Genomic DNA, 12,234 nt, shown 5'->3' with positions numbered 1-12,234 from the left:
AAGGTCTCTCAGCAGGCGCAGCCGATCTTCTCCAGGATCGGCGCGCAGGTTTCCGGGGCGCCGCCGCAGCAATCCTGCAACAGCCAGCCGACCAGGGCACGGATGCCCTCCAGATCGGCAGAATAGCGGATCACCCGGCCTTCACGCGCGGCGGCCAGCAGCCCAGCCCCTTCCAGCAGCGCCAGGTGGGTGGACAGGGTCGAGGGTGGCAGATCCAGCCGCCGCGCGATCTCGCCCGCCGCAAGGCCCCCGGGTCCGGTCTGGACCAGCAGGCGGAACACCTCCAGCCGCGAGGCATGCGACAGGGCGGACAGACAGGACAGGGCGCGGATCGTTTCCATGATTCGGGAAATATCGAAGCGATGTGACAGGCGCATGACAGGGCGCAATATGGGGTCGGAAAATGCCGCGCGGCGGAAGACAAAGCGGAAGACGTTTGGAAGACGTTCGGAAGACCTTTGGAAGACGCCTCTCGGACCTTGGTCAGACCGGCAGCGCCGTGGTCTTGACGACGGTCTTGAGCGAGAAACTCGACTGCATCTTTGCCACCCCCGGCAGCCGCGACAGGAACCGACGGTGCAGCCGCGCAAAGTCTTCCGTATCGCCCACCGCGACTTTCAGCAGGTAATCCGCCGTCCCCGCCGTAAGGTGGCATTCCAGCACTTCCGGCACCCGCGCCACCTGCTGCTCGAACGCGTCGAGCAGATCTTCTGCCTGTGATTCCAATGTGATCTCGACAAAAACCGTTGTCTGAAGGCCCATGCGGCGCGGGTCCAGCAGCGCCACATATCCGGCGATGAACCCCTCTTCCTCCAGCCGCTGCACCCGCCTGTGACAGGCCGAGGGTGACAGGTTCACCCGTTCGGCCAGATCGGCGTTGGTCATGCGCCCATCATTCTGCAATGCAGCAAGAATGCGGCGGTCGGTTGCGTCCAGATCGGAAGACACGGCGTTTCCTTCGACTGCTTAGCCATTTTGTCGAAGAATATTCGAACAGATGCCCGCCACGCCAGCAAGATTTCAAAGCATCGGCGCCGCAAAGCGATCAGGATGATCGCCACAGGGGCCCCGGTCACCCGTGCGGCCCGCAGGGAGGAACGCATGAAAATCGGTTGTCCAAAAGAAATCAAACCGCAGGAATTCCGCGTCGGCATGATCCCCGACGCCGCCCGCGAGGCCGTAACCCACGGGCATGACGTGGTAATCCAGTCCGGTGCGGGTCTTGGCGCGGGCTTCACCGACGCCGACTACACGGCGGCCGGGGCCAAGATCCTTGGCACGGCGGAAGAGGTCTTCGCCCAGGCCGACATGATCGTGAAGGTCAAGGAACCCCAGGCTGGCGAACGCAAGATGTTGCGGCCGGGCCAGGTTCTCTTCACATATCTGCACCTCGCCCCCGATCCGGCCCAGACCAAGGATCTGCTCGCCAGCGGCGCCACCTGCATCGCCTATGAAACCGTCACCGATGACCGCGGCGGGTTGCCGCTGCTGGCCCCGATGTCCGAAGTGGCCGGCAAGCTTGCCCCGCAAGTCGGCGCCTGGACGCTGCAAAAGGCCAATGGCGGCCGCGGCGTCCTTCTGGGCGGCGTGCCGGGCGTGCTGCCGGCCAAGGTCCTTGTCATCGGCGGCGGCGTCGTCGGCACCCATGCAGGCCGCGTCGCAGCGGGGATGGGCGCAGATGTCACCGTCATCGACCGCTCGATCAACCGTTTGAAATATCTGGACGATGTCTATGGCGGCACCTTCAAGAACGCCTATGCCAGCGCCGCCACCACCATCGCGCTGGCGCGCGAGTCCGACATGATCATCGGCGCGGTTCTGATCCCTGGCGCCGCGGCGCCCAAGCTGATCTCGAAGGCCCAGCTCAAGGAGTTGAAGCCCGGCGCGGCCTTGGTCGACGTTGCCATCGACCAGGGCGGGTGTTTCGAGACCAGCCGCGCCACCACCCACCAGGACCCGATCTACGAAGTCGACGGCATCCTGCACTATTGCGTCGCGAACATGCCCGGCGCCGTAGCGCGCACCTCGACCCAAGCCCTTGGAAACGCGACGCTTCCCTTCATGATCGCCTTGGCGAACAAGGGCTGGAAACGCGCCTGCGCCGAGGACCGGCACCTCTTGAACGGATTGAATGTCCATGCGGGCAAGCTGACCTATGCGGCGGTCGGCGCCGCGCTGGGCCTGCCGTCGATCCCCGCCGCCGAGGCGCTGAACCTCTGACCGCCTCGAGGAAAAAGGCCCGCCGGGACTGCGGCGGGCCTTGCTCTTCACTTCTTCTTAAGCTCGAGCAGGATTTCCTGGAGAAGCTGCGTCTCGGTCGGGCCGGGCGGCGGCGCGGGTTGTTCGACCTTCTTCGGCATCATGCGGTTCACGGCCTTGACCAGCAGGAACACGACCCAGGCGATGATCAGGAACTTGATCACGGCATTGATGAAGTTGCCGATCATGAACTGGGCATCGCCCAGACCGAAGCTGATCGAGCTGAAGTCGATGCCGCCGATGACCAGGCCCAGAAGCGGATTGACCAGATCGTCCACCAGCGAGGTCACGATGGCGGTGAAGGCCGCCCCGATGATGATCCCGACGGCAAGGTCAAGCACATTGCCCTTTGCGATGAAAGCCTTGAATTCATTTATCATTCTACTGTCCCCTTGACGGCCCGGCCTCTACCCGGACGCGCTGTCCCATGCGCCGTCGCACAGGCGCGCCCTTAATATCGCACAGGTTTAGCCACTTCTTAACGGGGAAATTCTGCTTATCTGAGACCTGTGCCATGCGAGGGACCCGCCATGAACGCGCTTGCCGATTTTCCGATCACCAGCCGCTGGGCGCCGCGCACACCCGGTGCGATCCAGCTTTACTCACTGCCCACGCCGAACGGCATCAAGGTTTCGCTGATGCTGGAAGAGACGGGGCTGCCCTACGACGCCCATCTCATCAGTTTCGCGACGAGTGACCAGTTCAGCCCGGAATTCCTGTCGCTGAATCCCAACAACAAGATCCCCGCCATCCTTGATCCGCAGGGTCCGGGCGGCAAGCCGCTGACCCTGTTCGAAAGCGGCGCGATCCTGATGTATCTGGCCGAAAAATCAGGGAAATTCCTGCCGCAAGACAACCGCTGGGAGGTGATCCAATGGCTGATGTTCCAGATGGGCGGCATCGGGCCGATGTTCGGCCAGCTGGGCTTTTTCCACCACTTCGCCGGGAAAGAGATCGAGGACCCGCGCCCGAAGGAGCGCTACCGCGCCGAGGCCGAGCGTCTGCTGAAAGTGCTGGACGGCGCGCTGGAAGGGCGCGACTGGGTGGCCGGCGACTATTCCATCGCCGATATGGCCATCGGCCCCTGGCTGCGCGGCCTGCGCGATTTCTACAAGGCGGCGGATATCGCGGGCTGGGGCAGCCTCAAGAACGTGCCCGGCTATCTTGACCGCTTCCTCGCCCGCCCTGCAGTGCAGCGCGCGATCAACATTCCGTCGCGGACCTAACTCAGCGCGGGGCGGCGGCCCGGCGCAGCCGGTCGTTGATCGCCCGGCCCAGGCCCCGCTCCGGCACGGGCGCAAAGGCGATGCGTCCCTCTGGCCCGGCTAGAACATCGGCTTCGCGCAGGATGTGGAACAGGCTCGCCGCCGCCTCGACCAGATCGCCAGTGGCGGAAAGCGTCAGATCTCCTCTCACCGGCCCGAAGCCGATCAGGATTTCGCCCGTCTCCGCCGCATGGGCGCCCAGCCGCACTGCCGCCCCCGGCGCGTAATGCGAGGCAAGCTGCCCCGGCGCGTTGGGCGCGGTCTCGCTGCCGCCCAGGGGCAGCGGGCGGCCCAGGGCCTCTTCCAGCACCTCGGCCGGAATGCCGCCCGGTCTCAGCAGGCGTGGCTCTGGCCCCAGCGACAGGATCGTGCTTTCCACCCCCACCGCGCAGGGCCCGCCATCCAGCACAGCGGCGATCCGGCCCGACAGGCCCGCCAGAACATGCTCGGCCCGCGTGGGCGAGACGCGGCCCGAAGGATTGGCCGAAGGGGCGGCCAGCGGCCCGCCGAAGGCGCGCAGCAGCGCGCGGGCCAAAGGATGCGCGGGCAGGCGGACGGCAATTGTCTCATGCCCCGCCGTGACCAAGGGCGACACCCCGGCCTCGGGCCGCAGCGGCAGAACCAGTGTCAGCGGGCCGGGCCAGAAGGCCTGGGCAATGGCGCGGGCCTGCGGGTCGAACACCGCCAGCACCTCGGCCCCGTCCAGATCGGCGACATGCGCAATCAAGGGGTTGAAGCGGGGCCGCCCCTTGGCCTCGAAGATGTGCGCGACCGCCGTGTCGTTTCTTGCATCGCCGCCCAGGCCATAGACCGTCTCGGTCGGAAAGGCGACCAACGCGCCAGCACGCAGCAGCGCGGCTGCCCGAGCAACGCCGGAATCGTCTGCCACCAAGGTCTCGGTTCTGTCCATCTGACGCAGCGTCCGGCTTGAAGGGGTTGCGATCTGGGCTAGCCTGCCCCTTAGTCGAGCCGCCATCGGTTCACAAGCCCGCGCCCAATTGCTGCCACGACCAGAGGTTGACCATGCCCGCCCCCGCCGCTGACCAACGCTTCATCCTGGACCATGTGGTCGGCTTCGCCGATGTCACCGCGACCGACCGCTTCTCTGAAGCGACCGGGGATACCGTGACGGCGATCCTGACCGAGGCGGCGCGGATGTGCGACGATGTGGTGGCCCCGGTGAACCGCGCGGGCGACCTGACCCCGGCACGGCTGGAAAACGGGGTGGTGCGGTCTTCGCCCGGTTTCGACAAGGCCTATCGCGCGATCGCCGAGGGCGGCTGGATCGGCGTGTCCTCTAACCCCGCATATGGCGGCATGGGCCTGCCGCATGTGCTGGCAACCTGCGTCAACGAGATGCTCGCAGGCGCTTGCCTGTCGCTGCAACTGAACCCGCTTCTGACCCAGGGCCAGATCGAGGCGCTGGAGCATCATGCCAGCGACGCGCTCAAGGCGCTGTATCTGCCCCGGCTGATTTCGGGCGAATGGTCGGGCACGATGAACCTGACCGAGCCGCAGGCGGGCAGCGATGTGGGGGCGCTGAAGGCGCGGGCAGAGGCGCTGGAGGATGGCAGCTATGCCGTCACCGGGCAGAAGATCTTCATCACCTGGGGCGACAATGACCTTGTGTCCAATGTCTGCCATCTTGTGCTGGCACGCCTGCCCGACGGGGCGGCGGGAACGCGGGGTATCTCTCTGTTCCTGGTGCCGAAATTCCTGCCCGACGATCAGGGCAATCCGGGTGTCGCCAACAGCCTGAAGGTGGTGAGCCTTGAGCACAAGCTGGGCATCCACGGCAGCCCCACCTGCGTGATGCAGTTCGACGGGGCGAAGGGTTGGCTGGTCGGCGCGCCGCATAAGGGGATGGCGGCTATGTTCACCATGATGAACAACGCCCGCCTTGGTGTGGGGGTGCAGGGTGTGGGCGTGGCCGAGGCGGCGCTGCAAAAGGCGGTGGCTTTCGCGGCGGACCGGGTGCAGGGGCCAACAGCCGAAGGCGTGCCCGGCATCATCGGCCATGCCGATGTGCGGCGGATGCTGGCCGAGGCGCGGGCCGAGGTCTTTGCCGCCCGCGCCATCGCGCTGGCCTGCGCCAAGGCCGGCGACATGGCCACTGCGACCGGCGATGCCCATTGGCAGGCCCGGGCGGCGCTTTTGACCCCCATCGCCAAGGCCTATGGCACCGATGTCGGCATCCGCGTTGCCGATACGGGCGTGCAGGTCCATGGCGGCATGGGCTTCATCGAGGAAACCGGCGCCGCACAATATCTGCGCGATGTGCGGATCACCGCGATCTATGAAGGCACCAACGGCATTCAGGCCATGGACCTTGTCGGCCGCAAGCTGGCCGATGGCGGCGAGGCGGCCTTCCGGCTGATCGGCGAGATCGAGCAGGATGCCCGCGCCGCCCGCGCGGCGCTGCCCGATCTGGCGGAAGAAATCTGGCAGGCGGTCGAGACGCTGCGCGGGACAACCGAGGCGCTGCTGGGCGCCGGGATGAACGACCGTTTCGCCGGGGCCGTGCCCTATCTGGCCGGGTTCGCGCTGGTTCTGGGCGGCCATGCCCATCTGAAGGCCGCGCTGGCCGATCCGGCCCGCCTGCCGCTGGCGCGGGTGATGATCCGCCGCTTGCTGCCGCGCCATGCGGCGTATCTGGCCGAAGCGCGCGAAGGGGCCGAGGGGCTGTATGCGCTGACGCCCGAGGCGCTGGCGCTGTAAGCCGCGCGCCGGAACGGATCAGCCCCGCGTCATCGCGATGCGGATCAGGGCGCGTTCGATCAGCGCATGGCCGGGCGCGCGTGAGGCGGAGCGTAGCGTAAGGTCGGTCTGCACCAGCGTTGCCAGCGCCTGTTCCAGGGCGCGCAGCTGCCATTGGCCAAGCTGGCGCTGCATCCGGTCGCGTCGGGTGCCGAAGACGCGGGCCTTCGCCAGACCGCCCGGATCGGCCTTGGCCGTATGCAGGGCGCGGAAATGCCGTGTCGCCGCGATGCAGATTTCCACCGCGCCCACGCCCTGCCCTTCCAGCCGTCGCATCAGCCCGCCAACGGCCGCGGCGCTGCGTTCTGCAACCGCATGCGTCAGGTCATCGGTCTCGGCCTCGATGGAAGACGGCGCCAGCGCCGTCACTTCGGCAGGTTGCAGGGGCGTGGCATCCTGCCATTTGTAGAGCGCCAGCTTTTGCAATGTCTGGCGGAAATCGCCGGGGTCCAGCGCGCGGCCAAGGGTGTGCAGATCGGCCAACGCCTCGGGCGAGATCTGGGTCAGCCCCGCCTTTTTCAGCTCGGCTTCGATCTCTTCGCGCGAGGGGGGCTCGTCATAGAAGCCGATGCAGACCGCAGCCGGATGCTTTTCGAACAGGGTCTTCAGCGCGGACTTGCCCTTCAGCTCGCCCGCCGTCACCACAATCGTCGCATCGCCCGGTTTCCAGGCCTCAAGCGCCGTGGCGATGGCCGGGGCGAGCCCGTCGGTCGCGTCTTCGGCAAAGGCGACGCGCGGCCCGGGAAAGAAGCCCACTTCCTTGATTGCATCGGCGAGAAGCGAGCCATCGCGGCGCAGATCGCCCGCGGCGATGCGCGACAGGCGCATCTCGGCCTCGGCATCGGGGCCCGCCAGCGCCAGAATCGCATCCTGCCGCTTCAGCGCCACCCGCATCGCATCGGCGCCAAAGATCAGCAGGCCCGGGCGGGCCGGGTCGGGCTTGGCCAGATAGCGGTTGGCATCGGCCCCGCGCAGGATCATTGCTGCGCCGCCGAAACCTCGGCGATCAGACGCGCGACGATCTGGTCGGCGAGAATGCGCATCAGCCGCGTGGCGGCGTCTTCCTCGGCAGCCAGCCCCGCCACGGTCGATCCGGTGGCGGCATAGGCGGTAAAGCTTTGCACCCGGCCCGAGGCGATTTTCTCGCCTGATCCGGCACGGGTCAGCGTGTAGTCGATCACGCCCTTGAGATTGTAGCGGGTGATCTTGTTGTCCGCAGTCAGGCCGACGCCGATCGCCTCGGTCTGAATGCGATAGGCCAGATCATAGCGGTGATCCTGCGGGCGGCCGATGCGTTCCTCGATCCTCTCGACGAAATCGAAACCGTTGCGGTCGGTCGGATCGGCGGCGCGCACTGTGTTGGTCAACAGCGTCGCCGCGCCCCCTGGCGCATAGGCGGGGGTGAAGCCGCAGGCGGCAAGCGCCAGCGGCGAGAGCAGGAACAGGCGGCGGTTACACGACGACATTGATGATGCGGCCCGGCACGACGATGATCTTCTTGACCGGCTGACCAGCCAGGAACTTGATCACATCCTCATGCGCCAGCGCCAGCTTTTCAACCTCTGGCGCGGGCATGTCTTTGGCCACGCTGATTTCCGCGCGACGCTTGCCGTTGATCTGGATCGGCAGAGTCACGGTGTCATCGACCAGAAGCGCCGGATCCGCCTTGGGCCAGGGCGCCTGAACGCAAAGGCCCGCGCCGCCCTGATAGGTCCAGATCGATTCGGCGATATGCGGCACCATTGGCGACATCAGCTTGGCCAGGGTGCGGATCGCCTCCTTCATCGCCGGGGTCGAGGCATTGGCGCGCGACAGGGTGTTGGTGAAGCCGTAGAGCGCGGCGATGGCCTTGTTGAAGGCGAAGCCCTCGATGCCCTTGGTGACCTCGTCAATGGCGCGGGCGGTGGCGCGGGCCAGGTCGGCATCGCCTTCGCCCTTGTGATCGGCGGGCATCTCGCCGATGCGCGAACACAGGGACCACACGCGCGAAAGGTGCTTGAAGGCGGCTTCGGCGCCCGAGGCGGTCCATTCGACATCCCGCTCGGGCGGGCTGTCGGACATCACGAACCAGCGCGCCGTATCGGCACCGAACTGGGCGATGATGTTCATCGGATCGACAACATTCTTCTTCGATTTCGACATCTTGGCCGAAGGAATCACCTCGACCAGCAAGCCTTCATCGGCAAGGGCGCGGATCCAGGCATCGACATCGTCCACCATATCCAAGGGCGGCTCGACATCGCCCAGAACGACGATCCGGCGGTCGGCGATGGTGAAGACGGTCACATCCTCGGGCAGATGATAGACCGGGCGCCCCTTGTCATCGGTGGTCTTGTAGATCTCATGCGTGACCATGCCCTGGGTGAACAGCGCATTGAACGGCTCGCGGGCTTTTTCCGGCAGATGGCCTGTGGCGTTCATCGCCCGGGCGAAGAAACGCGAGTAAAGCAGGTGCAGGATCGCGTGTTCAATGCCGCCGATATACTGGTCGACATTCATCCAGTACTCGGCCTCGGCCAGGTCGGTCGGCGTGGCCGCGCGGGGCGCCGTGAAGCGGGCGAAATACCAGGACGAATCGACGAACGTGTCCATCGTGTCCGTCTCGCGCCGCGCCGGTTCGCCGCAGGCGGGGCAAGGCACGTCGCGCCAGGTCGGGTGACGATCCAAGGGATTGCCGGGCTTGTCGAAGCTGACATCATAGGGCAGCTCGACCGGCAGGTTTTCCTTCTTCTCGGGCACCACGCCGCATTTGGCACAGTGAATAACCGGAATCGGCGCGCCCCAATAGCGCTGGCGCGAGACGCCCCAGTCGCGCAGGCGGTATTTGGTGACCCCTCGGCCATAGCCCTGCGCCTCGGCATGGGCGATGGCGGCGGCCACGCCTTCGTCGCCGGTCTGGGTTTCGGCGCCGGCGAAGCCGCGGACATAGCGGACCTTTTCCGATTTCATCGGCACGAAAGCGGCGTCCAGGCCCTCTTCTTCGGCGCCTTCGGCCACGAAGACCTGCTGGATCGGCAAGGCATATTTGGTGGCGAAATCGAAATCGCGCTGGTCATGGGCCGGGCAGCCGAAGATCGCGCCTGTGCCGTAATCCATCAGGATGAAATTCGCGATCCAGACAGGCAGTTCCCAAGTGGGATCCAGCGGATGCCGCACCCTTATGCCCGTGTCGAAGCCGATCTTCTCGGCCGTCTCGATCTCTTCGGCGCTGGTCCCGCCCCGACGGCATTCGGCGATGAAATCGGCGACTTTCGGGTCCCGCTCCAGCTCTTTCGCCAAGGGGTGATCGGGCGAGATCGCCGCGAAAGACGCGCCCATCAGCGTGTCGGGCCGGGTCGTGTAGACTTCGAGCGTCTCGAACCCTTGCGGCGCGTCAACAGTTTCAAAGGCGAATTGCAGGCCGCGCGAACGACCGATCCAGTTGGCCTGCATCAGCCGCACCTTCTCGGGCCAGTCCTTCAGCCCGTCCAAGGCGTTCAGCAGGTCTTCGGAATAGTCCGAGATCTTGAAGAACCACTGGGTCAGTTCCTTGCGCTCCACCGCCGCGCCGGACCGCCAGCCCTTGCCGTCGATCACCTGCTCATTGGCCAGAACCGTCATGTCGACCGGGTCCCAATTGACCATCGCCGCCTTGCGATAGACCAGGCCCTTTTCCATCATGTCGAGGAACATGGCCTGCTGCTGGCCGTAATATTCCGGGTCGCAGGTGGCGAATTCGCGCGACCAGTCGATCGACAGGCCCAGCGGCTTCATCTGCGCCTTCATGTCGGCGATATTGCCGTAGGTCCAGTCTTTTGGATGGCCGCCGCGTTCCATCGCGGCGTTTTCGGCCGGCATTCCGAAGGCGTCCCAGCCCATCGGGTGCAGCACGGAATGGCCCCTGGCCGCCATGAACCGCGCCACCACGTCGCCCATCGTGTAATTGCGGACATGGCCCATATGGATGCGCCCCGACGGATAGGGGAACATCTCGAGCACGTAATATTTGGGCTTCGCGGGGTCATGCCGCGCGGTGAAGGCCCCCGCTGCGTCCCAGGCCTGTTGCCATTTGGGTTCGATCACCGAAGGGTCATAGCGCGACATCAGGGGGCCTCATTCACCGTTCCGCGCGGAATTACACCCGCGCGGACGGAAAGGTCCACCCCTCGCGCAAGAAGGGATCAGAGCTTGCTGTCGCGGATCCGCAATTGGCGGGCGCGGGTCAAGATCGCATCCTCGACCGCGCGCAGCGTATCGGCCGAGACCGCACCGCCGCCCTTGGTCTGCAACGAGACCTTGAGGCTGCGCGCATCCAGCGCCGGGTCCTGCACATAGATCGTGGCGCGATAGGCGCGGCCGCCGCCGGGAGGCGTGCCATAGCCGGTCACGATGACGCCGGTGAAGGGATCGACCGATTCGATCGGCAGGAAATTCAGCACTTCAAGGCTGGCCTGCCAGAGATATTTGTTCACCTCGACCGTGGTGTTCGGGTCCTTGGAATTGCTGAACAGATCCCAGATCGTGCCCCGGTTGCGCCGCCCGTCATCGTTCAGCGCGTCCAGCGCGGCCCGCTTCTCATCCGCGGCTTGCCGGCTTTCGAATTCGTCCGCTGTGACCACGCCATCGCGTCCGCCGCGCTTGAACAGCCCGGAATCACCCGAGGCAAGGCCACCGCAGGCCGCGAGGAAGAAAGGAAGGCTCGCGGCAAGCACAAGGCGCGCGGTCAGGGTCGGGGGCATCAGGCTCTCCGGTCTTTCATAGGGGTTCTGTAGCCGAGCGCCTTGGGCTGAACAAGGTTTTTCCCCGCGCCTGCGCCCGCTTCCGCGCAGGGGCGGGGCCAGATGGGTGGGGCGAACCGCACTGTGTCTTCGCTGCACCATTGCCCCGCGCTTTGCCTACCTGCCGCCCGGAAGCGTTGCAATCCCGGCCACATCCGACGAAATACACTTCATACCCAATTCGGATTCCCCTGAGTTGGGCCATCCTTGAGACAACGAGGGAAAACGATGAAAAAGATTCTTCTCGCCACCACCATGCTGGCTGGCACCGCTGGTTTCGCCGCCGCTGAAGGTGCTGTGGCGCTTTCCGGCTCGGCCGAAATGGGCATCTGGTCCGACGCTTACGGCGACCTGCAATTCTGGCAAGACGTCGAAGTGAAATTCACGATGTCGGGCACCACCGATGGCGGCCTGGAATTCGGCGCCGTGATCGATCTGGACGAGACCAATGTCGATGCCGCTTCGGGCCAAGATTACCCGAGCGCGTACAATGACGACTCGGGGACCTCGGTCTACATCTCGGGCTCGTTTGGTAAGCTGACCCTGGGCGACACTGACGGCGCTCTGGATTGGGCTCTGGCCGACATGGACAACGGCCTGACCTCGATCACCGATGACCACACCACCCACGTGGCTTGGTTCGGCGGTTCGGACATGGACGGCAAGGCTGGCGCTGATGGCCAGATCCTGCGCTACGAAAACACCTTTGGTGCCTTCGGCTTCGCGGTGTCGCTGGAGCAGGCCGATGAAGGCGAAGGCCTTGTCGATGACACCTTCGGCATCGGTGTGAAGTATACCGCCAACCTCGGTGGCACCGACGTCAACCTGGGCCTCGGCTACCAAGACTCGGGCGACCGTGATGGTTCGGCCATCGGTGTGTCGGCTGCTGCGACCTTCGGCGGCGCCTTCACCGGTAAGATCGGCTACATCTCGTTCGACGACAGCTCGCGCAACCTCGACAGCCACATCGGTGCTGAGCTGACCTACGTGTCGGGCCCGATCGGTGTTGGCGTCAACTACGGTAAGGTCGAGCAAGTCGTTGGCGACTCCTACGACTCGTGGGGCGCTGTTGCGAACTACGACCTCGGCGGCGGCGCCAAGGTTGAGTTCGGCTACGGCTCGGACGTGAACGGCCTCGGCGACGACCAGTGGTCGCTGGGTATCGGGATGTCGTTCTAATCGAACGATCCCCGGAT

General features: G+C 65.5%; 12 protein-coding genes. 4 read left to right on the top strand and 8 right to left on the bottom strand.

Annotated features, from left to right (window positions below):
- Positions 1-8: 8 nt before the first annotated feature.
- Together ACED67_RS17765 and ACED67_RS17760 are read right to left on the bottom strand one after the other, a co-directional pair.
- The gene (locus tag ACED67_RS17765) at positions 9-377 is read right to left on the bottom strand and encodes an ArsR/SmtB family transcription factor (protein WP_395543055.1); all 369 of its coding nucleotides are present in this window, start codon (positions 375-377) and stop codon (positions 9-11) included.
- Between the two features lie 106 nt (positions 378-483).
- A complete protein-coding gene (locus tag ACED67_RS17760; protein ID WP_395543054.1) occupies positions 484-948 on the bottom strand; it encodes an Lrp/AsnC family transcriptional regulator in 465 nt (154 codons plus the stop codon).
- 153 nt (positions 949-1,101) lie between these two features.
- Here ACED67_RS17760 and ald point away from each other — a divergent pair, with 153 nt between their 5' ends.
- On the top strand, positions 1,102-2,220 hold the full coding sequence (gene ald, locus ACED67_RS17755; protein ID WP_395543053.1) for an alanine dehydrogenase: 1,119 nt from the start codon (positions 1,102-1,104) through the stop codon (positions 2,218-2,220).
- Between the two features lie 47 nt (positions 2,221-2,267).
- Here ald and mscL read toward each other — a convergent pair whose 3' ends face one another.
- A complete protein-coding gene (mscL, locus tag ACED67_RS17750) occupies positions 2,268-2,639 on the bottom strand; it encodes a large conductance mechanosensitive channel protein MscL (RefSeq protein ID WP_395543052.1) in 372 nt (123 codons plus the stop codon).
- Between the two features lie 150 nt (positions 2,640-2,789).
- Here mscL and ACED67_RS17745 point away from each other — a divergent pair, with 150 nt between their 5' ends.
- On the top strand, positions 2,790-3,485 hold the full coding sequence (locus tag ACED67_RS17745) for a glutathione S-transferase N-terminal domain-containing protein (protein ID WP_395543051.1): 696 nt from the start codon (positions 2,790-2,792) through the stop codon (positions 3,483-3,485).
- Position 3,486: 1 nt separating this feature from the next.
- On the opposite strand, the gene ACED67_RS17740 is transcribed toward ACED67_RS17745, so the two are convergent.
- Positions 3,487-4,434 carry an L-threonylcarbamoyladenylate synthase gene (locus ACED67_RS17740; RefSeq protein ID WP_395543050.1) on the bottom strand — a complete coding sequence of 316 codons (948 nt, stop codon included), beginning with the start codon at positions 4,432-4,434 and terminating at the stop codon, positions 3,487-3,489.
- Between the two features lie 113 nt (positions 4,435-4,547).
- Here ACED67_RS17740 and ACED67_RS17735 point away from each other — a divergent pair, with 113 nt between their 5' ends.
- A complete protein-coding gene (locus ACED67_RS17735) occupies positions 4,548-6,242 on the top strand; it encodes an acyl-CoA dehydrogenase family protein (protein ID WP_395543049.1) in 1,695 nt (564 codons plus the stop codon).
- An 18-nt stretch (positions 6,243-6,260) separates the two neighbouring features.
- On the opposite strand, the gene holA is transcribed toward ACED67_RS17735, so the two are convergent.
- The 4 genes from holA to ACED67_RS17715 all read right to left on the bottom strand — a co-directional run bounded on the left by holA (position 6,261) and on the right by ACED67_RS17715 (position 10,999).
- On the bottom strand, positions 6,261-7,262 hold the full coding sequence (gene holA, locus ACED67_RS17730; RefSeq protein WP_395543048.1) for a DNA polymerase III subunit delta: 1,002 nt from the start codon (positions 7,260-7,262) through the stop codon (positions 6,261-6,263).
- Positions 7,259-7,747 (bottom strand): LPS assembly lipoprotein LptE, encoded by a 489-nt coding sequence (gene lptE, locus ACED67_RS17725; protein WP_395543047.1) that lies wholly within the window; start codon positions 7,745-7,747, stop codon positions 7,259-7,261. The genes holA and lptE overlap by 4 nt, the downstream gene beginning before the upstream one ends.
- Positions 7,734-10,364: a leucine--tRNA ligase gene (gene leuS, locus ACED67_RS17720; RefSeq protein ID WP_395543046.1), complete on the bottom strand. Its 2,631-nt coding sequence runs from the start codon at positions 10,362-10,364 to the stop codon at positions 7,734-7,736. Before leuS ends, lptE begins: the two co-directional genes overlap by 14 nt.
- 77 nt (positions 10,365-10,441) lie before the next feature.
- The gene (locus ACED67_RS17715) at positions 10,442-10,999 is read right to left on the bottom strand and encodes a DUF3576 domain-containing protein (protein WP_395543045.1); all 558 of its coding nucleotides are present in this window, start codon (positions 10,997-10,999) and stop codon (positions 10,442-10,444) included.
- 267 nt (positions 11,000-11,266) lie between these two features.
- Between ACED67_RS17715 and ACED67_RS17710 the strand changes: the two genes are divergently transcribed.
- Positions 11,267-12,217, top strand: a complete 951-nt coding sequence (locus ACED67_RS17710) for a porin (protein WP_395543044.1) — start codon at positions 11,267-11,269, stop codon at positions 12,215-12,217.
- Positions 12,218-12,234 lie beyond the last annotated feature (17 nt).

It is taken from the genome of Neotabrizicola paludis (genome assembly GCF_044142105.1).
Lineage (GTDB): Bacteria > Pseudomonadota > Alphaproteobacteria > Rhodobacterales > Rhodobacteraceae > Pseudogemmobacter.
Note: the sequence above shows the minus strand (reverse complement) of the source record. Positions and strands in the feature narration are given on the sequence as shown.